The sequence below is a fragment of the Microcoleus sp. FACHB-1515 genome, from assembly GCF_014696105.1.
Classification (GTDB): Bacteria; Cyanobacteriota; Cyanobacteriia; order Elainellales; family Elainellaceae; genus JAAUTJ01.
Window position 1 is genome coordinate 66,780 of record NZ_JACJPO010000077.1, and the last position, 20,905, is coordinate 87,684.

A 20,905-nucleotide genomic window follows, 5' to 3' on the forward strand; every position below is an offset into this window, starting at 1 on the left:
GATTTTATTGTTGTAAATTTACGTCAACCGCTTGTTGTAAATCCGTCCGTACAAGTTCGATGCCGACCATAGCCGCGTCTTTGAAACTTGTTTCTTGAACGTCAGCATCGCAGACAAATGATTCCTCAAGATTTGCTCCTTTAAAGTTTGCTCCACTTAAATCCGTGCGTATTAAGAGCGTTCCCTTAAAATTTGCGTTTTCACAATGAGCGTTCTTCAAACTTGCATCAATAAAGTATGCTCCCTGAAGATTTGCACACTCAAGGCTAGCCTCCTCAAGATCTGAAAAGCTGAAATCAACTCCTTCTAAACTAGCGCAGTCGAATTTCGCTTGCTCTAAAACTGCTCCAATGAGGCTCGCCTCCTCAAAATCTAGTTCATCGAAGTTCTCCCCCTCCTTCCCAGGACGGCGCTTGATACCAAGATACATCGAGAAGTTAGCTCCCTCGAAGAGGGTTCCCCAGCAGTATGCTCGATTGAAGTTAATACCATGAAGTTTAGTCCAAGATAAATCTGCCTGTTGCAAATCGGTTCTTGCAAGATTTGCACCCGCTAGATTGGCCCATTTAAGGCTAGCCTTGCTTAAATTGGCCTTCTTTAAGTTGGTGTAAATGAGGTTTGCTTGCTCAAGATTTGCCCAGCCTAAATCTGCTTTCGCCAAACTTGCCCACTGAAGATTTGCCTTTTGAAAATTACTACCAATCAAATCAGCTTTTTCAAGTTTCGCAAACTTTAAGTTGGCATTCTCAAAAGTTGCTTTAACAAGATCAGCTTCCTTAAAATTAGCCTGTTCAAGATTTGCCCCTTTAAAGTTTGCCGACGAGAGACGGCTCTCGCTAAAACAAATCTCTTCAAGATTTGCTCCCTCAAAATCTGCTCTCTCAAGATTTGAAAAACGGAAAGTAGCAGATCTTAAATCCATATTTCTAAAGTTGCAGGACACAAGGTACTTGTTTGTGAGTACCGCACCTTCAAGAGTTGGATTAATCCAAGGATATTTTTCTCGCCATTCGTTCCAAGAATTCACTCCCTGCTCTAATAGCTCAAGGTAGTCTTGGTTCTGCATTGACTTCATTGTCTTCGCTCACTTCAGTAGATAGACACATAATGCCCACCTAGCAGTTAATTCACACTTCAGTGTTGAAATCGAAGCTTCGTTGTCCGTAGTCTAATTTTTGTTCAACGAGGGCTTCTGTCAATGACAGTTCGCTTGTCAAAACGGTAAGTTTTTTCTCGTCAACTTTTTGAAACAGTTCAGTTAATGATTGGGAGGAGGTGGGGTGTTGCTCTAGCGCATAGATCCAGATATTGACATCCAAATAGATTCGATCGCCCACAATTGCGGTCAGGAGTCCCATGCATCACGCTCCTGTCGGATGAACTGATCGACCCTCTTCAGGTGTAGCAAAACTGCCTTTCGCGGCTCCAATAAAGCTAGCGAGCGGTCGATTGTCGGCTAGCTCGTCCCGACTGCCGTAGTATAGCTCTAACATTTGGCGCTCTTCGGCGCTGATCAACTGCTGTTCGTCAATTTCGATCGAGATTTCGGTTCCATCTGGAATATCGATTGCTTCAATGAGTTCGATCGTTTGTCCGCGCTTAATTCCTTTGATCTTCATGGTGTATTTTCTTGTTGCTGTAGGTTTTGTTCACAAAGCTCGAAAATAGAGTGAAGTATTCCTAAGATCGAGTTAGTATCGCTCACGGAATATAGCAAGGTTTCGTGAACGGCTCCTGCTAGATCAAGTCGATAGAATTTCCAGCCTTCACCGCTGGTCACGATTCCAAATACATCAATGGTTCGATCGATCGCCTGATTGCTCCACAGGCAAGCTTGCATTTCAACTAAACATTGTGCCAAGCCTTGCTCAAAGTCGTCCTTTTTGGCTTCTACGATGCACAAGAAAGGAGCTTCAAAGTATCCTCTATTTTCTGTCATCAAATAGTCGGCGGCTCCGTGTGCAACTTCACTCTCTAAGGTTGCGCCTTTCCAAAACTTGAGCCGCTTGAAGGGCTGGAGTGCTTCGATCAAAATTGCATCAATGATTAGTTTTTTTCCTTCTTCTGATCGACCTACATCGAATACTTGCAGGCGATCGAGATGAGTTTGAAACGCATCGCTCGGAGGAACTGGGTTAAACTTGATTTTCCAGCTAGTAAGCTGTGTGAGATTGAGTTGTTTGTAAGCTTCATCGAGCCTGAATTTGGAGAAAGCTTTCTTCTTGGGGGCGGTCGATTTCACGGTTAGGATTCCTCCTGCTCATTGGCAGCATCAAAGTTTAAGCTTTGCTGTCCATATTCCAATTCTAGATTTGGCTGGACGTAGGCAACTTTGGCTTTGATTTCGTCCATTGCCAGCCACAGGTCGGCGAGGGCTTTTTCTTCAGGGATGCGCTTTCGTTCGTCACCGATTCTGGGGATGACTTTGAGGGCGACTTCCCACGATCGCATGAACAAATCGTTGCTCAATAGACCTGTTGATTTGAGGAAGCGGCGCACGGGGTCGATCGATTGCTCTTCGAGGTACAGGGTGATGATGGCGTGGAGGGCATCGATCAGGTGGCGGGCGGAAAATTCGGTGTCGGTGAGGGAGAAGGCGCGTTTTTTGTGGCGCTGTTGGGGCGTGAGGAATTTGCACGTGCCGCTGGTGGAGTCGAGCAGCTTGTAGGTTTTTGCCAGATCTGCGACGCTGAATCCTCCGACTGCGAGGGCAAGCTGGCGGGCATCGTCGAAGGGAAATTCGCGGGCGCGGAAGGCATCCCAGGCGAGCATATACCAGGTGGTGAGCGGGTCGAATCCGGCTGTGTCGGTTTGAGCGAGTTTGTAGAAGCGGTAGTTGGCGATCGCCCGTCTTGCTTCGGCAAAGGCTTCTTCGGGGCGGACTTCGTTGCCGGACGAGTCGAGGATCGGGTGGTTGCGCGAGAAGACATTGAGGGCGGGGCCAAAGGCGCTCAGGTAGAGGTCGATGCCCGTGATGTCGTTGGCTTCAAATTCGGGGGCGCGTTGTTCGACCAAGTTGGCGACGGCGGGGCGCAGATCGTCCCACCAGGCTTGTCCGGCCAGTCGATCGCGCTTGCGGCACACCAAAAGGACGGTGCTGGAAACGGAATTTTTTTGCGCCTGATGCAAGTTCTGCGGATTTTCGGTACTGACTGCCCAGGATGCGGTGATTTCAAATCCGGCATCGATCAGCGATTTGGCTAGCACGTCCCACGCGCCGGAGTCTTTGTGATTAAACTGCACGGTCATCACGCCATCATCGCGCAAAACTCGATAATATTCGGCAAAAGCGAGCGCCATTTTTGCTTCGTAGTCCTGATTGGCAAGTTCTTCGGGCGAGGCTCCCATGTTGCGAAAGCGCGAAGGATTGGCAACGGCTTCGCGGTCTTTGTCGGTGAGTTCTGAGGCGAACAGATCGGGGAAGATGTCGCCTAATGTGCGCTTTTGCCAAACATAGAAGAAATCAGACATTTCAGCATATTGAATCGTTCCGTAGTAGGGTGGATCGGTAATTATTGCATCGATCGAATCACTAGCAATATGAATTAAATTATCGGCTGACGCTAAATTAATTTGAATATATTTATGACCATGAATCTCAAGTTCAGGAACATTTGACTTTGCTCCAATCAAATTACATAGGTCGATGTATTCTGAAGCAAAAGCATCGGCGCACCAGTGCCATAGTTCTCCCGTTCCTGCTACTTCAGGATAGTTCCACGTCAAATTAAGAGCATGAGTTTTGGAAGCCCGATCGACAGAAGCACGGCTGGAGTGCCAACCTGAAAGCCGAGAGTTGTGATCAACACAGCGATCGCATACCAAAGCTAAGTAAGTTGCGATTGCTTCTGCTCTTTCTGGTTCGTACTCCTGCTGTAATTTCTGCTTCACATCATCAAGAATCTCAACATAGGTTATTAGTGTCAGAAGTTGGCGAAAATTAAAGAACTTATGCCAGTGCGTTAATCCCAGTTCAGCAGTAGCATTTCTTTCATGTGCCATGTGACTATAAGGAATCTCGACATTCGGCACTAATTCCAACGATTGCCAGTATTGATTCTTCTGATGAATAGCTGTTTCAGTAAATGTAACACCTGCTAAATCCTCTGCTATTGGAACTCTGAATTCCAATATGCCTCTTCCTTTACGGTAAGCAACAGCATAAAGCTGATGTCCTAAACCCTCTAAACTTCCTTGAGAACGAATTACATTATCTTCTATTACGCTTTCACAATTTGGACATTTACCGACTGCTCGGCTTAATGTTGTTGTCGTTGATGGGTCGTATTCTTCACCTGACTCAAGAACGATCGAATCCCCCTTCCCCTTCTTCCCTTTCACCAACTCAAAATCCACCCGCTTCTCAACCGGATTCGGAATTGGTCTAACTGCACACCATTTATTTAGATTCTGTTTCTCCGGTCGTTTATACAACCACCAATTCGGACTCAGAGGCACGATCGATTCACAGTTTGGGCATTTCACCGTATGCGCCCAAAGATAATTTTGAACCTTCTCTCCGGGCAGCGAGGGAAAAAATGGAGCGAGACGTTTTTCGGCTTCTTCACCGACCCATTTCACCCAGCGATCGATCTCCACCTGAAGGTCTGCCCCAAACTTGAGCGGATATTCGATCGCCGCCTTCATCGTCACAACGGCGACCGGATTGAGATCCGAAGCCAGCACATTCAGCCCATATCGCGCCGCCTCAAACGGAATGCTGCCGCCACCCGCAAACGCATCCAAAATGGTCGGAGTGCGCGTCCCCCACATCTGCTCACACAGTTCTTGGACTTTCTGGATGCGATCGGAAGTAGGCGGCGTTTTGTAGAGCTTCGTCGTTTGGTCTTGCTGTCCCGACACGCGCCGATCGAGTCCCAGCAGATACTCAAATTCTTCGATCGACACATCCGCAGGCAGCAGCGATCCCAGCACGGAAGCGCGACTAAACGACAGCGGCTTGCGCGAATACCACCGATGCAGCCCCTTAAACGGATTCCCGCCATGCTCGTAATACACCTGCCGATTGAGCAGCGTCACAGGCATGATTTTCTCAATGAACACGGATTTGCGCTTAGGCGTAGGGTCGGTCATGTAGATTAAGAACAGAGAAGAGGGCGAACGCTACCTTAGTGTTACCCTAAAGGGTTTGTGACTAACTGGCTACAGCCTAGTTCGTTTGTACTAAAATGAGGGAGTAAGCAGCAACTTTAGCAGATGGCAAGAGGAGAGATATTAAAAAAACTCTTTCAGAGCTTTTCTCGCAATGAGAGAGAAGCCTTCTATTCTGCTGCAAAAGAATTAATTGAAGAAGAGCGCGGCAAAAATCATCTTCTCCTTGCTAAAGACTTAGAAACGGTTCTTCACGACAGCAATGGGCACTCTTCTAGACCTCTTGCCTCTAACCCTGCTCCATGGCATCAGTTTCCTGAACCGCCCAAGGACAAAGAAACAGGTCTGCCGTTACTCGATGTGAAGCGGTTCGACCTAACCTGGGATCACATCATTCTCAGCGACACTATTTTCGACACCCTGAATGAGGTTGTGCTAGAGAATCGCAAGCAGGACGTTCTGACTGCCTACGGCTTAAAACCCAAAAACAAACTTCTATTCTGTGGGCTACCTGGGTGCGGTAAAACACAGACTGCCAGAGTTCTATCTAGCGTACTGGGATTGCCGCTTGTCTACGTTAACCTAACGGCTGTCTTTTCATCCTTTTTGGGTGAAACCGCAACCAATCTTCAAAAGATATTTACCTACGTTGAGCGTGACGAATGGGTCGTTCTGTTCGATGAGTTTGATGCTATTGCCCGCGATCGTAATACGCCCAATGAGCATGGCGAAGTCAAACGACTGGTCAATAGCCTTCTGCAACTGATTGACACCACCACGAGCCAAAGCCTCTTCATTGCTGCCACCAACCATGAATCCTTGCTAGATAGTGCCGTATGGCGACGCTTCGACGAGGTGATTTTGTTTGAGCCGCCTACGCTAGATTTACGAATCACCCTGCTGAAGCGATATTTGTCAGCAATTCGCTATCCTGGCATCGACTTAACCTCGTTTGCTGCTCGAATTGAAAATGCCACAGGTGCAGATGTGGAGCGCATTTGTGCTGATGCAATTAAAATGGTGATTCTGCGGGGCGACAACGTATTAACTGTCACTGATTTGGAAGCGGCAATTGGGCGCTACTTGCGGAGAGAACGTATAATATCGGACTCAACAGACTTCTCTACAGATACTGAACATGGCGAGCGAGTTTGAGCATCTAAAACTGCCTCGAATCAACATTCAGCTACCGCGCCGTGCGGGTGGTGGCGGTGGTGACAAAAAGTACCGTGACAACCGTGACACTCACGGCACTCAGATCCTCGCTCAAATTTCGTCTCTTACGCAAACTGTCAAAGAGCGTAAAAGCTCCTTTCGCCTTGATCCGAAGCTAATCTTCAAGATCAAGCTGGCAAACGAGTTTGAAGATCTTGAAGAAGATTTACCGAAGTCAGGACTGACTTTGCTGGGACGTGAACCAGCTGCCAACAAAGCGATCGTCGTATTTTCTTCAGATGAAGGACTGGCAGAATTTCGTACTCGCTGGGAAACTTATGCTGGCATCAAATCGGGCTTCAAGAATGGCTATCTGGATGCAGTAGAGTGGCTTGCTCCGCTGGAACCTGCTGATCGCTTGGGACGATTATTAGAATTGGAGCCACTACAAGCCGGGGAAATTGCAGCACTCGATCTGGAGTTTTGGCATACGGGCGATCGCCAAGAGATGCAAAAATACATCGATCAGGTACGGCAAGGCTTGCGCGATCGCGCCACTCCATCTGCTCCCTTTGACCTGACAGACTTTTACATTGGAGATTATCTTTGCATTGCCCGAATTAAAGTCGATCAAGAACTCCTCAACGATTTGCTAACCGAGGTGATTGTCAAAGAAATCGATCGCCGTCCCAAAGTGGCGTTTGAGCTACGAACTGACTACAACCCGCCACTTTCTGACATTCCTAAAGTTGTCTCTCCCAGCACTACGACCTGCGGAATTCTCGTGATTGATTCCGGCGTACAGAGAGGTCATCCCTTACTGTCATCTGTAATTGGAGAGGCGGAAGTTTTTCCAGATACCAAACGTGAGTTTCTCAAAACAGAACCAGATGATCAAGCAGATCACGGCACAGGCGTAGCAGGCATTGCGGCTTATGGTGACATTGAAGCTTGCATTCAGAAGAAGTCCTTTGATCCCACTGCCTGGATTTTTTCTGCCCGTGTTCTGAATGAGAAAAACCAGTTTGATGAAGACCTGCTGCTGGAAAACCAGCTAGAGCAAGCAATTTCCTACTTCATCAAGGAATATTCCAATTGCAAAGTCATTAACTTATCGCTGGGCAATGCCGAACAGATTTACCAGAAGGGCAACAAACAGACTCGCATTGCTGCCAAAATTGATGAGTTGGCATACCGCTACCAGCAGCATAATATCCTGTTTGTAGTTGCAGCAGGCAATTCCTTTCCCTATGCGGGCGAACGGGAGTTGCTTCGCACAGACTACCCCAATTATTTACTAGACCCTGCTGCACGAATTATTGACCCCGCCACCTCAGCGATCGCTTTAACAGTCGGCGCTTTATCGCTTGGTCGCAATAGCATGACTTACGCGACTGATGCCCGCCGTAATGCTGTCGCTAAAGTATTGGGCTATCCTTCCCCCTTTACTCGCACGGGCTTTGGAGTCGATGACATGATCAAGCCCGACCTAGTAGATTTTGGTGGAGATTTTGTGCTAGACGGTGATCGTGTTGCGGGTGACAGTGATGCCGCCGTTTCGATCGTCACCTTCTCCCAAAACTACACATCTTCTCTGTTCAAAGTAGCCAGCGGCACCAGTTTTGCTGCCCCTCGTGTTGCTAATCTCGCCGCTCAACTTTACAACAAGTATCCAACTGCATCACCAAATTTGATTCGAGCCTTGCTAGCGACCTCAGCCTCGCTGCCCCAGGAAATCCCGCTAGAGTTTCAAACTGGCTCCAAACAATCTGACAAGCAAAAATCAGAACAACTCAAAAATCGACTTGCGATCTATGGTTATGGGCAAGCCAATAGTCAACGGGCTATGTACTCTGCCGATAATTACGTCGTTTTGCTGGAAGACCATCTCGACATTCGAGTAGGCAGTTTCGACCTCTTTGAGATTCCTGCGTTGCCTCCAGAGTTTTTACAAAAGAAAGGGAAGCGATTTCTTTCAATTGCCTTAGCATTCGATCCCCCCACTCGTCCTACTCGTGGAGATTCTTATCTAGGCATTACGATGGAATTCGATCTGTTTAAGGGAGTTGACCGAGATAGCGTAGTCAGTACCTACGTTGATGCTAAGAAAGCTCAGAAATTGGGAGACGATGGAGATTACTCTGAGCTTTCCAAAGAAAAACTGAGGCAACAATTTACGTCTGGCTGCATTGTCGATCTTTCACCGGGTACAACCTGTCGTAAAAAAGGAACGCTGCAACGCGGAGTTGTTGAAATTTCAAATTTAGCAACAAAATATGATGCAGGTTCGCTATATCTGGTTGTAAGTTGTAACCGCAAATGGGTGAAGGTAGAGGAAATTCCTTCTCAAAGATATGCCTTGGTAGTGGCTGTTAGCCACTCTGACCCAGAGGTACAGCTTTACAATCGCCTACGAACCCAGATCTTGCCACGTCTTAGAGTTTAGCGTAATCTATTTTCCTAACAGTGCTGAAGTCCTTTCAGTGCGTGATTTATTTATTCGTCTTCTTACAGACAGCCGAAACAAGTTTACCAGGCGGTTTCAGTCTTTCCTGCTGAGGCAGTTTAGTTTCTGAGCTTGTGCTCCTTCAACAGAGTATCTGCCCAATCTGCATCTTCCTGAGCGAGCGACGGGTGAGCAGGTTGAGTGTAGTCGATCGCTAAATGATATCGTCCTCGCTCATAAACTTTTCCAATAATATTTTGCAGATTTAGCAAAGGCTCTTCCTCACCTATCCCTATTGGTATGAAAAAACTAGGAATTTCCTGCTGAACACTCAAAGCATAAAGCTGAGCCAAAGGACGGCGATCGCTGCGGCTCACTAAAATTCGATAGTCCGATTTCACACCTCCTAAAATCGGCAGCGGTTGCCCGCCTCGCAGCAGATCAATCTCAACCAGATGCGTCAAGCTCGCTAGAACCTGATTTCGCTTGCGCTCATACGCCTGCCTGCCCTCACCCGCTCGCTTGTTCTTAGGCGAAAGAATTTCGATCGCCGTCACGACTGCTCCCGTCGCCACTTCCCGAATTTCGAGATACCGCTCCTGCACTTCCTCCGTAAGCGGCACAGTCACGGTAATAGGCTCGGCTGACTGAGTAAGCGTTGCTGTCGCGACAGGCTGATTCTGAGGCTGCTTGGAGACAATAGAAACATCAGGAATTCCGACCAACACGCTGTCGTCTGCACCGCTGAGATAAATCCGCTTCTCGATCGCAACTCGGTACTTCTCGCTCAGATGGTCTGTCAGGTCGTCTGCGATCGCCACAATCAAGCGGCTATGAACTTCTGACCATAGCTCAGGGTTCTCCAAGTACGGGTTCATTCCGGGGAAGGGCGATCGCATAGTCCAACCTTAGCAGCGATCTTATTTGTTTGTCTGACTCAGAGTGTCCAGGTAGCATCGGTACGCTGCCGCACTAAAGCACACAAACCGAACCTGCTCGATCGAAGCATTTTGGGCAAGAAAATCTTTGACCTCTGTGATCGCAATGTGAGTGGCGCGGTCGAGCGGAAAAGCATAAACTCCCGTACTGATGGCAGGAAAGGCGATCGTGCGAACCGAGTGCTGCACAGCAAGCGCAAGGCTGCTGCGGTAGCACTTTGCCAGCAGTTCCTCTTCATGAAACTGCCCGCCACGCCAAACTGGACCAACCGTATGAATCACCCACCTTGCCAGCAGGTGATAGCCCTGCGTGATTTTTGCCTGTCCGGTCTGAGCACCACCCAACTTTCGGCATTCCTCTAGCAGTTGTGGCCCAGCAGCTCGATGAATTGCACCATCGACACCACCCCCTCCAAGCAAAGACTCGTTGGCAGCATTGACGATCGCATCGACATCCTGGCGAGTAATATCGCCTTGAACGATTGCAATTCGCTTCCAATCTGCTATTGATTTCGGTGTTCCTGTCGTCACGGCTAATCTCCCAGCAATACTCGAATGGCTCTCAAAGCTTGGCTTCGCTTTCCGTTCGACACCTTGGCAAACCAGTAGTGCGATTCCTCGTTGCTCATCGATCGCACCCCCGCCGCAATATTCGCAATGCGCTCCGGCTTCGAGAGCGGCTGCAACGTCTGAAACAGCAGCGCCAAATTCACGCCCGATTCTTCATTCAAGACATAGGGAGACTGCCGCGACTGGCTGAGCGTCTTGGGGTCATAGCCGTTCGCCTTCAGGCAGTCATAGATCGCCTGCCGTGCCTGCACCAATGCCTGCCCCTTGAGTCGCCCGATCCGCTTGGCTGGCGATCGCTTCTTCTCACCCGCCTTCTTATAGGCGCACTGATATAGCTCTAGGGCAAAGTTGTTGTTGTCAGTAGGGACGACGCGAAGCTGAAATTCCTGCATAGGACAAGGGAGCAACACAACGGACAGCTAGTGGGCAACAGCCCTCCAGACTTAATATGTTACTCGCGCTGTCAAGTGCATTCGATCGACCGGATTGCGCCCCAACGCCTGCGCGATCGTTTTCACTTCCTGTCCATCGGGCTGCACCAGAGCCGCAAACTCGATCGATAGCTTCAGCAGCACGTCCGCCTTGGCATCAGGATTGCTCAGCAGCGCGTTCGTGGGCGTGAGATAGCTTTGAAAGCCCTTAGCTGACCCTTGGTAGACCAAGCGCACAAACTGGCCCTCGACTTGAATCGTAGCGGTTTGGTCAATTTGGAGGGAAAAACGAGACGTTAGAAGGGGGAATGTTGTCGTCAGCCTGCGATAGTCGATCGCCTGCCCAACCGCCATCTCCAACGCCTTGATGCCCTGCACTTTGTAGTCTGCACAGCGATCGCTCAGGTCAGTGAACACGCTGTTGGGCGTCCCGTCAGTTTCGATCACTTCGGGTCGCAGCGGCAGCGTCACAAAATCCGCGCCACCGTCTTGAACTCGCCCGCTTACTGAGGCGATCGCAACCGAGGTGGATTGCGTCGCCGTCTCACCGTTGCCGTAGTCAGCCACTAGCTTGAAGCTCGTCGTGCGATCGATCGCGGTTTCATACGCATCTGAGGGCTGAAACTCTCCAGGGATCTCGATGTCGTCTTGGTAGAGTGCGATCGCAATCGCTCCTGACGCTCGCCAGCGCAGGCGCACGGGCTTTTTCTCTTCACTAGAAGGCATTGGCTGGGCACTCAGTTCGATCGATCGCGGCTGGGGCGGTTGCAGGATGCCGCGACGGTAGAGAATCATGCGATCGGAGAATTCGATCGTGTCAGGCAGCGCAATCTGACCGTTCTCGTTGCAGATGAAGACGCGATCACCAATCTTAAGATCCCACTGGCCGCTCTGCAAACCCGATCGAATTGTGTCGCGCAGCTTCGACATTTCCCCTGGCAACAGAATGTTCAAGCTCAAATCTTTGGCGAATGCTTCGAGCAGCGCTTTGGTTGTCCAGTGGTCTAGCCCTGCGAGCCACACTTTTTGCAGCACATAGGCGGGTGCATAATGTGTGGCATCTTCCGATCGAATTTTCTGGCAGTCTTTGAGGGCTTTGAGAATCACGTCCTGCTGGTTGTTTTTGCCCTTCACATCGCCAACATCTTGCGCCGGAAGCGTGTAGTGCATGATGCCTTTGGGCGCTTTGATCGAGTCGTTGGCTGGATAGAACAAGTGCCGATAGGCATTCGTGAGCGAAATTCGCACGGCCAGATCGAGTTCGCCTTCTTTCTGCTTAAGCTGCTTTTGCTGACTTTCCGACAAGTCTTGCAGGCGATTGGGCGATCGCAAGATATTCCCAATTGCTCGATATTCGCGAGCGTTGTTAATTGCTCGCTCTAGCTCCTGTCGATTTGCGACGAGAAACAGCAGGCGATTTCTGAAGGTGCGAAACTTGCCCGATTCGCCCGTGTTGTGAAAGATTTGCTCGACGACCGGAGGCGCAGAATCAGTTGAGGTGGCGACAGTGGCTTCGTTAAAGTCAATCAGGCACAGGGCGATCGAGTCAGCCACATCATCAACTTCTCCGGCTCCTTCAGGGGAAGAGATCAGTTTGAAAAACTTGTCGGCGAAGATTGTGTCGCGGCGCGATCGCAAATCATCTTTGGCTTCCCCTCGGCCAATTTGCTCTTTTTCCTCAGCGATGATTTTGTTGATCGAAGGTTCTTCTTTGAAGCGGGCGATCTGGGTAATCGGGTCGTTGTCGAGATACCAGGCCACCGCTTCTAGGCGCTCGACGGCGCGATCGACAAAGCCGATTTCCAGTCCAGGCGTGAGCAGTGACAGATTCAGTTCGGGGCGACGAATGCCGGAAGAAATGCCCTGCGTCAGCGAGTGCAAGAAGATCGTGCGTCCCACCCAAGTTGAGAAGGGCGGCTTTCCTGCTGCCGTCCATTCCTGATCTTGCACTTGCGCGTGCGCCTCTCGACCATTGGGGTTGTAGAGGTCGGCTTGGAGCGGCAGGCGCATCAAAGGACGCTCTAGTCGAGACGTGAGATCGCTTGTCACTTCTTCATTCACGCCGATCGGCAGATGGTGTGGGTGAATCAGCGGCAACCAGATTGAGGGATTTTGCCAGAGATGACGAGCCACCAGGGAAAACAGGCGCAAAGCTCCGCGTGTGCGCTGGAAATTCTGAATGGAGGCAACTTTCTTGGTGAGCAGATTGAACAGTTCTGGGTGGAAAGGATAGCTCGATTGAATCGTCTGCGCGTAGCTGACGTCTTTGCAACCATCGGGAAGGGCGATGCGGCTAGCTCGATAGGTATTGAGATACTCACGACTAGCGGATTCAGCAGCTTTGGCATCAACGCTGTTAAAGAGGCGCTGTTTGACGATGTTGTAGATTTCAACGTCGGTACTGGGGCTGAGAACGCGCTCTTGCCTTGCCGAAGCCTGAATCGCCTCACGAATTTCTGTTGTTTCTTCGCCAAAGCTGTCCTTTGAGGAGGCTAAGGTATAGACAAAAACCAGGTTGTTGCAGGCAGCAGCCAAATCCATCAGCGAGAACAAAAAGGCCACAACTTGAGCGGCGAGATCGCTATTCGCAACTTTGGTTGCTTTAGCGGCTCGTAGATAACGGGCGATCTCATCTAGGACAATCAGCGTGGGCTGGTCGCGAATCAGGCGTTCGAGAACAGCCGTGCCGGGGCTGATTTTTTGCTCATCCGAACCGCGCAGCAAGCGGTAGCCGTCGATTCCGCCAATTTGATAGGCGATCTCACCCCAAAGCGTGTAAGTCGTAATGCCTGTTTCAGGATGATAAACGCCGTCGGCAGGACTGAGATCTTGGCAGGCGATCGCCGCCACCTGCACGCTCTGGGCGGGAATCAGGTTGAGGTCAACAAAGCGATCGAGTCCTCCAATGTATCGACCCTGCTTGGCAATATGCCAGAGGGCGATTTCATCATGCGTCTTACCACCGCCAAAGCTAGTTTCCAGTCGAATGATTGGTGAACCGATCGCCACGCCTGCGAGTCGGCCAAAGACCTCGGCAATCAACGTCTTCAATCCCTCGGTCGGGTAGGTGCTGGCAAAGAAAACATCGGGCGACTGGTAAACCTGCGGCGCGTTGCCTTCGACCACGAGGCGGAGCTTGGCGGCAAAGCGATCGAGCGAGAGATCGCCCGCGAGAATTTCGTCTCTGGGAATGCAGGTATCGAAAACAGACGACAACACGGGTGACTCAGGCTCCTAAAACATCTCGATTCAACTGCTCACACTTCCAATTTGCGCTGATGACCAATCTTGTCTGACTGTAGCCAGGGCGGTTGCATCTGACAATTCATCAGGCTGGATAGGCGATCGCCCAAAATTCACCGCCCAGAACCCACAATTCAATCAGGTGAATAGGGTGCAGACAGAATACCCACTATTTTGACAACGGTAACTTCTCAAGATCTGGCGATTCTACAGAGATTGTTTGAGCCTTTACGGGACAAAGAAGCAGCGATAAAGGACAGATTCCAATGTTGTAAACTGCTGCTTGCGGCTGGAGACTTTATAGCGGCACTCCGGCGATCGCCTCAGCTTCGAGTCGTGTCAGGTACGACCAGCGCGGATGACTAGCTACACCATTGAACCAGTCAAATTCAACTCGGCTAAATTCCACAGAAGAAGACGGAATATGCTCGATCCAGATCAGTAATTCCGGGGCAAGGCGGAACTGATTGATGATGCAAGTCGCTAACTCACCTGCACCGTTGGTAATTGACGTGCCGCTGTCGCCACCTGGATCGCCAACGACAACCACTATCGATTCGGGATGCGGGCGAAAGATACGAAGGCGGCAATGCGAATCCCAGTTGCCTAATCCTCGCCAACAATAGGTTTGATCGATCATTTGCGTTGCGGTCTTCCTTGTCATTTTCCGCCAATTATTTTTATCGCATCCAGAGGCGATCGCTGCGGCGAATCGTGATCGCCTCTGGGTTTAGCGCGGCGAATTTGGCTGGCGTCCTCGCTGTCGTGGATTGCATCGAGCCAGCGATCGCTCAAAGCTGTGGCGGTTGAAGCTGAAGTCAGGATTCCCCGTCATACAGTGCCAAGCCGTTTCGCGAACAAGCTGCTCCAGGCACTCCTCAAGCCAAACGATCGCGGCATTGGCAATTTGCTCTCGACTAAAGATTTGGCCGTGTTCCCGCTCAAGATGCACCTGAAGCTGGCTGATTTGACTATAGAACTGGGCAATGCGCTCTCGTGTCCAGCGGTGTTCAATTGTTTGAGGAGTGGGTTGCGGCTTGGGCTTTGGCGCGATGGCGATCGACTTGCGCCGTCGGGGTTGAGCAGCAAGCACATCAGGCTGAGAAGCAGAAGCTACACGCCAGCGGCGATTTTGCCGAATCGTCGCCACTCTTGTTGACACAGGGCGCTGAGGTTTAGCAAGTAGGATAGGGCGCTTCGATGTGGTCATAAGAAGAATTTTCAAATTGCGATCGACGCTGCAACGGCTGCGATAGCAGCGCTGACACAAAAACGTCACTGGCATCCGCTAGCTTGACGGCGTTTTTGAATGAGGGATTGGTTTAATGCGAATCAAATTTACGAATGGCAGTGATCCATTGGGGCTAGTAACCTACCTGCTTGATCCGGCTAAACAGCCATCAGGACAGGCGATGCAGGTACAGACAAACCTGGAGAGCGATCGAGCCACCGAAATGGCCGCGCAGTTGCGATCGGTGCATGAACTGAATCGACGGGTGAAAAAGACGATGGGGCATTTTTCCATCTCGCTCACGCCTGGGGAGCAAGTCACGCCGCAGATGCGCGGCGCGATCACCGATCGACTGCTGCACGAAATGGGGTATGGGAACTGTCCGTTTCTATCCGTTGAGCATTTTGATCAGGTGCATAAAGCGCAGGTACAGCACTGGCATATTGGCGTGTCAACCGCCGATTGGGCAGGAAAGCACGTTTCCGACAGCTTCATTCGGCTGCGGCTGCGAAAGCTAGAGCCACAGCTAGAGCAAGAATTTGGCTTGGTTGCTAGCAGCCAGCGGCCAGAGCGCGATCGCCACAACCTGACAACGGGCGAATACCGCTACAAGCAGCGGACGGGCGAAGTTTTGCCCAAGGAAAAGCTTTGGCAGCAGCTTCAGGCCGCGACTCAAGATCAGCCGTCGATCGCCCTGCTCCTAGTGCGGCTCAAGGCCAATGACGTTGAAGTGCAGTTGAAGCAGGTTGCAGGCGATGTTGTAGGTATCAGCTACGGTCTGGAGGGACAGCATTTTACAGGGCGGCAGCTTGGGCGGCAGTATAGCTTCGTTGGAATGCAGCGCAACGGCTTAGTCCAATCCCACCATCCCAATCAAGCTGCTGCCCTGCATCAAGTTTCGCAGTGGAGCGCGAGCCAATGTCGTTATTGGTTGCAGCAACAGCAACAGGCGATCGAAAAGCCGCTCGATCGACAGCTTGAGCGCTAGGGCGAAATCAGCAAAATCTCAAGGGGTACGATCGACGTTTGACACATCTTGCTTTCGTTGCTGTTGGCATCTGGGGCGCTCACAAACTGCGGTTGCGGTGGCGATCGCGATCGATCGCTTGGTGGCGCTGAACGGGCGATCGGGTGGTGAGGGACTGGCGAAATCTGGGCGGTTTACCTGTCAACAACGCACTATTATCGACATCAGCCTAGAAACAGCAGAGGATTGACGGAAAGAAAATGGCGCTGGAGTGGTGGCCGGAGTGGGTTGGACTGGCGCTACTTTGGCGGTGAGATGGCAGCACATTATCACTGAGAAGCTGCGATCGCTTGACTCTTCGGCTTGGGCGATCGTCACTTGAGCGTCACGAGCGCGCCATAGCAGCAGGAAGCGACCCGTTTAACCTCAAGGCTGAAGTTGAGTTTGGAGGTTGTCGATGGCGGGTTTGTCATCCTCGCGATCGATCGGAAGTCGCAGCAGTCGATCGCCCTTACCGCTGGTTTTAATTGGCTTCGATCCAGGAGCATCCTTGACGAAGGTGCTGTATCAAGTAGTGGGGCGTCATACTGTTCCACAACTGCTGGTGATGGAGCCGGAAGTGATCGAACTGCCCCGCAGCGCGATCGCCACGCTCAAGCAGGCCAACAGCAGCACAACGGTACAGCCCACAGACGATGCTTGGGTCGAACTGCCGCAACCGGAGGGCAGCGAGTCAGTCGTGCAACTGGTCGGCTTTCTGGCACGTCAGTTTCAGGCGCTGCCGCGTCTCGATCGCTTGAAGTACGAATTGGCTCTGTATAAGCTGCTGGCCGTCGTTGGTGCGATCGCTCAGCAAGAACGATTGCCCGCAAAGTTTGCCGTTGCGATCACCAGCTTGCTGCCGCCCAACGAAATTGCTAACCGCGATCGCTTGCAGCAGCAGCTTGAAGCTGCCCTCCGACGATTTCAGTTTCGCGGCGTCCAGTATCAGGTCAAGCTCGATCGATTTGAGTGCCGCACCGAAGGGTCAGGACTCTTGCTATTGCGGGCACAGCAGCAGGGGCTGGACTGGATACAGCAGCAGCGAATCGCGATTTTGATGTGCGGCCACCGCAATACGAGCTTGTTGGTGTTTGAACGGGGCGTTTACACGCAGGGCGAAACGACACCGTTAGGGTTTAGCCAGTTTGTGCAGCGGGTGATGTCGGCAACCGCAGGCCAGAACACAACGCAGCTCACACCAGCCTTAGCCGCAGCAGGCGCTCAGCCACAGCCTGCTTCCGCCACGATTCGATCGCTACTGAAAAGCTACGACCCGACCAACGCCAAGCTCGAAGCGCAGCAGCTTACCAGTGCGATCGCCGCCGCACGAACAGCACACATCCGGCAGCTATGCGAATGGCTACACAGCGTATTGCGGCAACCCGTAGATGAAGTGATCGTGGGCGGCGGCGCAGCCTTGGCATTTCGATCGGAGATTGAAGCTCATTTCCCCGCCACGCCGACCGAATGGGGAATGGAAGTGCAGCAATCGGTGCAGCAGCAGGTCGGTTCAGCAGCCGAACTCGATCGCTTGGCGTTTCGGCTGATCGATGGCTTTGGACTGTTTCAAGACTTCAGCGCTCGTAGCGCGATCGCGCTGGGCAAGGAGAACTAGCAATGGATGCACCTGAAGATTTCGCCCCAGCACCAGCAGACGATTCTAGTCGAATTGACTTCAGTGCGCGCTTTCGTGTCCAGCGGCGATCGCTCGACGGCTGTTTGCTGGAGTTGATGCAGCAAGGGGATGGCGTCAGTACGGGGAAAGCATTGCTGTTGCAGGCGATCAGAGCGTATTGGCTGGCGATCGCGATGCAGCAAAGCGATCGCTATTCCGCGATCGAGGTGCAGCAGATGGCGCGACGCTGCTGTGCGGCTTTGCAGCAGCAGGTGTTCTACCTCTCGGCACAGTTCGATTTAACGGTGATGACGGCGAACGAAATGGGCGGAGCGATCGCCAATGGCGGTGCGCCAACTTCCTCAGCCACGCATGAAATTCGGTCTGAACCCAAGCCGAACTATCAGTCGCTACTCGATCAGCTTTAGTTTAAGGAGCAGCAATGGCAACGATTCATCTTGTCGATAGTGAAAAAGGCGGCGCAGGCAAATCGCTGTTTGCTCGCGTTCTGGTGGAGTACTGCATCGATCGCCAGCTTGACTATCATCTCGTCGAGGCCGACGCCTCTAACCCGGATGTGGGCGAAACCTTCTCGAAAGTCATATCCGAGGCGAAGTCGGAGAACGGTGCGTTATCTCGCCGCTACGACTACACACGCATTGTATTTAGCGAAGCAGAGCGCAAAGCGGACGAAGCGGACTTGCTGTTTGACTTGGCGCTCAAGCAGCCCGTAATCGTGAATTTGCCCGCGCAGGTGTTCACGCTGGTGAACGAGTGGATCGATCGCAACAATCTACTCGAACTCGAAGATCAGCATCAGGTGCGCTTGTGCAAGTGGTTTGTTTGCACCGGAGGCTATGACAGTGTGCGGTTGTTTCTGGCCTCGATCGACCACTACGGCGGCAAACTGCCCCATATTCTAGTGCGAAACTGGGGGCTGCAAGATGACTGGAGCCATCTGGAGGAACACGCCGTCCTGCAAGCCGCCCTGAGCAAACACAAAATTCCGATCGTTGATTTGCCCAAGCTCAGCTACCGCGAACGCGATTATTTTGACGAACACCGCATTTCATTTTCGCAGGCGCTAGCTGAGTCACGCTTCGGCATCCTGGGGATGCAGCGCGTGTTCAAGTTTCTGCGCTCTGCCCACGACTCGATCGACAGCAGCGGCATGTGGAACAAACAAGCGGCCAAACCGAAACCAAAATCTGATGTAACAGGGGAATCATGACGCAGCGACGTAGACACAAATCCGATCGATCGCCGCTGCGATCACAGCAGTTTCAACAAGATAACGTTGAACCAGGGCTAACCGAAGAATGGGAAGAAGCGCAGCCAGAGACCGACTTTGAGGAGGCTAATGAGGCCGAAGCAATGTCACTTGCCCAGGCCCGATCGAGTGTGGATGCCAGTGTGGAAGATGTCGTGCAGCAGCGACGACGCACGATCGCCCGCTATCGCCAGCGGCAGACAGTCGCCTATCCCACACTGCTCGATATGGTGATGCGCGATCGCGATGCCACCTTCAAGGAAAAGGTCTGGGAAATTGTCGTGCAAACCGGAGTCGATCCTGAAGAGCCTGCCTTTTTGCTGATGGTCGCAACCGGACGGCTAGAGGCGCTTCTAGAAGATCGCCCCAAGGAACTGGAAGCCCTCTTCGACGCTTGGGAGGAGCGGCTGCACGATCAGTATCAAGAGCGCATCGATCAGTGCGATCGGATCGCCAAAGCCGCCGTCAAAGTGCAGGAAAAAGAAATTTCAGTCGCAGTCAACAACTTGGTGCGACGCACGGCGATCGAGCAGGTGATGCGATCGTTCAATGCGGCCTCGGTGACGGGCGGAATTTTGCTGTTGCTGCTGTCGATCGCGTTAGGGAGCGGCGTGACCTACAGCCTGATGCGCTGGCAGCAAAATCTGGTCAAATACACGCCTGGAACGCATCAGCTCACCCAGGCCGATGTGGACGCTCTGAAGTGGGCAAACAGCAATCAAGGACGCTTGGCTCAGCAGATTATGCAGTGGAATCAGCGCGGATTGACTCGTAGTCCATCGGGGCGACTTGCCTGTGAGCAGCAGGCCGCACAGCTCAAGGTGACATTCGAGGTGAATGGAAAACCAGCAACTAGCGGATTTTGTCCGCTGTGGGTGCGTCCACCTAACGAGCGGAAATTTGATGGTTAGGGTGCAAGATGTACCTCTACTTGAATGTCGGACAACAAGATACTCGAGTTTTGAATTAAAGCCTTAATTCTTTTGTTGGCCTGCTTCGCTTGTTAGTTATGATGTGGAAGACGAACTCGCAAGCTTAAGATGATTTACGAATCAAGATTTTGGAAAGATGATCTTTTAAAGAGGGCAAAGTTTCTTCGTTCTAAGACTGTACAGAAGCGATGGACTGAAATATCTTCCGGACAGTTAGAACAGGCAGTAATGCTTGGTTTCTACACGATTCGTAAACTTATTGAAGCCAAGAAGCTATCAGATTCAATGGTAAATCAAAATATTGAAGCCAGTGCCTACACCTGGAGAGGTCAGCTAGTTACTAGGATGAACTGGCTTGATATAGATAAGTTATACAATCTCGATTCTCCACAAGCTGTTACCAAAAATCTGCTTTTCTTCTGTCACCAATTCGTACACAGTTACGTCTTTGTAGAGTTTTTTAACGATGAACATAAGTTAGGTGGAGTGTTTGTAAGTTCAGACAGAGAACGCTATCAAGTCCTCTACTTCCTCGAAATCGATGAAATTATTAGAATCTTTGAGCAGATCGGAAATGATTATCCCACTAATGTCGTCCTTACTTATAGTCCCAAGAAGCAAGACTATGAAGTTCAATCATGGGTGCAGAGTGTTGATAACTTAGGATAATACTGTGTGATAGCGAATGGACGAAAGCCGTTTGCAAAGTAGTAAAGGTTGTTTGCTACTGCTGCGTTTTGCCACCAACTAAAGAACGTACTACAATAGTAGCGCAGCTATACTTCATCATTGTTCTATGATCTCTACGCCAATTTCAAGCGATCCTTTTGAACACTATTTGGATATGTCAATCTTTTTGTGTCAAGGGTAAAAGTTAGAGGGGAAACCTGCCTTCAAACTCGATCGCAAATCGATTGAGTGCAGGCTTCCAGTCTCGAATCGGCATCGTCCAT

19 protein-coding genes are annotated in these 20,905 nt (G+C 51.1%); 8 read left to right on the top strand and 11 right to left on the bottom strand.

Annotated elements, in window-relative coordinates:
• Positions 1–4: 4 nt before the first annotated feature.
• The 5 genes from H6F67_RS25765 to H6F67_RS25785 form a co-directional block, all read right to left on the bottom strand.
• A complete protein-coding gene (locus H6F67_RS25765; RefSeq protein ID WP_206753943.1) occupies positions 5–1,066 on the bottom strand; it encodes a pentapeptide repeat-containing protein in 1,062 nt (353 codons plus the stop codon).
• A gap of 61 nt (positions 1,067–1,127) precedes the next feature.
• Positions 1,128–1,358 carry a hypothetical protein gene (locus H6F67_RS25770; protein ID WP_190769516.1) on the bottom strand — a complete coding sequence of 77 codons (231 nt, stop codon included), beginning with the start codon at positions 1,356–1,358 and terminating at the stop codon, positions 1,128–1,130.
• A gap of 3 nt (positions 1,359–1,361) precedes the next feature.
• Positions 1,362–1,619, bottom strand: coding sequence for a hypothetical protein (locus H6F67_RS25775; protein WP_190769538.1), 258 nt, complete (start codon positions 1,617–1,619; stop codon positions 1,362–1,364).
• The gene (locus tag H6F67_RS25780) at positions 1,616–2,242 is read right to left on the bottom strand and encodes a hypothetical protein (RefSeq protein ID WP_190769517.1); all 627 of its coding nucleotides are present in this window, start codon (positions 2,240–2,242) and stop codon (positions 1,616–1,618) included. Before H6F67_RS25780 ends, H6F67_RS25775 begins: the two co-directional genes overlap by 4 nt.
• A gap of 2 nt (positions 2,243–2,244) precedes the next feature.
• Positions 2,245–5,094 carry a DUF1156 domain-containing protein gene (locus tag H6F67_RS25785; protein WP_190769518.1) on the bottom strand — a complete coding sequence of 950 codons (2,850 nt, stop codon included), beginning with the start codon at positions 5,092–5,094 and terminating at the stop codon, positions 2,245–2,247.
• Positions 5,095–5,217: 123 nt separating this feature from the next.
• Here H6F67_RS25785 and H6F67_RS25790 point away from each other — a divergent pair, with 123 nt between their 5' ends.
• Together H6F67_RS25790 and H6F67_RS25795 are read left to right on the top strand one after the other, a co-directional pair.
• The gene (locus H6F67_RS25790) at positions 5,218–6,267 is read left to right on the top strand and encodes an AAA family ATPase (protein ID WP_190769519.1); all 1,050 of its coding nucleotides are present in this window, start codon (positions 5,218–5,220) and stop codon (positions 6,265–6,267) included.
• Between the two features lie 508 nt (positions 6,268–6,775).
• Positions 6,776–8,713: a S8 family peptidase gene (locus tag H6F67_RS25795; RefSeq protein ID WP_242020802.1), complete on the top strand. Its 1,938-nt coding sequence runs from the start codon at positions 6,776–6,778 to the stop codon at positions 8,711–8,713.
• Positions 8,714–8,832: 119 nt separating this feature from the next.
• Here the strand turns inward: H6F67_RS25795 and H6F67_RS25800 are convergent, their stop codons facing one another.
• The 6 genes from H6F67_RS25800 to H6F67_RS25825 form a co-directional block, all read right to left on the bottom strand.
• On the bottom strand, positions 8,833–9,612 hold the full coding sequence (locus H6F67_RS25800; RefSeq protein WP_190769521.1) for a DUF4058 family protein: 780 nt from the start codon (positions 9,610–9,612) through the stop codon (positions 8,833–8,835).
• Between the two features lie 21 nt (positions 9,613–9,633).
• Entirely contained in the window at positions 9,634–10,182 is a 549-nt protein-coding gene (locus tag H6F67_RS25805; RefSeq protein WP_313927095.1) for an O-acetyl-ADP-ribose deacetylase, read from the bottom strand.
• Positions 10,183–10,184: 2 nt separating this feature from the next.
• On the bottom strand, positions 10,185–10,613 hold the full coding sequence (locus H6F67_RS25810; protein WP_190769522.1) for a hypothetical protein: 429 nt from the start codon (positions 10,611–10,613) through the stop codon (positions 10,185–10,187).
• Positions 10,614–10,664: 51 nt separating this feature from the next.
• On the bottom strand, positions 10,665–13,871 hold the full coding sequence (locus H6F67_RS25815; RefSeq protein ID WP_190769523.1) for an ATP-binding protein: 3,207 nt from the start codon (positions 13,869–13,871) through the stop codon (positions 10,665–10,667).
• A gap of 322 nt (positions 13,872–14,193) precedes the next feature.
• Complete coding sequence (locus H6F67_RS25820) at positions 14,194–14,559, bottom strand: hypothetical protein (RefSeq protein ID WP_206753944.1); 366 nt, start codon at positions 14,557–14,559, stop codon at positions 14,194–14,196.
• Between the two features lie 66 nt (positions 14,560–14,625).
• Positions 14,626–15,057 (bottom strand): hypothetical protein, encoded by a 432-nt coding sequence (locus tag H6F67_RS25825; RefSeq protein WP_190769525.1) that lies wholly within the window; start codon positions 15,055–15,057, stop codon positions 14,626–14,628.
• Between the two features lie 163 nt (positions 15,058–15,220).
• On the opposite strand from H6F67_RS25825, the gene H6F67_RS25830 reads away from it, so the two are divergent.
• The 6 genes from H6F67_RS25830 to H6F67_RS25855 all read left to right on the top strand — a co-directional run bounded on the left by H6F67_RS25830 (position 15,221) and on the right by H6F67_RS25855 (position 20,621).
• Entirely contained in the window at positions 15,221–16,114 is an 894-nt protein-coding gene (locus H6F67_RS25830; protein WP_190769526.1) for a relaxase/mobilization nuclease domain-containing protein, read from the top strand.
• Positions 16,115–16,550: 436 nt separating this feature from the next.
• Positions 16,551–17,750 (top strand): ParM/StbA family protein, encoded by a 1,200-nt coding sequence (locus tag H6F67_RS25835; RefSeq protein ID WP_190769527.1) that lies wholly within the window; start codon positions 16,551–16,553, stop codon positions 17,748–17,750.
• 2 nt (positions 17,751–17,752) lie between these two features.
• Positions 17,753–18,178 carry a hypothetical protein gene (locus H6F67_RS25840; protein WP_190769528.1) on the top strand — a complete coding sequence of 142 codons (426 nt, stop codon included), beginning with the start codon at positions 17,753–17,755 and terminating at the stop codon, positions 18,176–18,178.
• Between the two features lie 14 nt (positions 18,179–18,192).
• Positions 18,193–18,981, top strand: coding sequence for a mobilization protein (locus tag H6F67_RS25845; protein WP_190769529.1), 789 nt, complete (start codon positions 18,193–18,195; stop codon positions 18,979–18,981).
• On the top strand, positions 18,978–19,931 hold the full coding sequence (locus H6F67_RS25850; protein WP_190769530.1) for a DUF6753 family protein: 954 nt from the start codon (positions 18,978–18,980) through the stop codon (positions 19,929–19,931). Before H6F67_RS25845 ends, H6F67_RS25850 begins: the two co-directional genes overlap by 4 nt.
• A 129-nt stretch (positions 19,932–20,060) precedes the next feature.
• Positions 20,061–20,621, top strand: coding sequence for a hypothetical protein (locus H6F67_RS25855; RefSeq protein ID WP_190769531.1), 561 nt, complete (start codon positions 20,061–20,063; stop codon positions 20,619–20,621).
• The last annotated feature ends 284 nt before the right edge of the window (positions 20,622–20,905 follow it).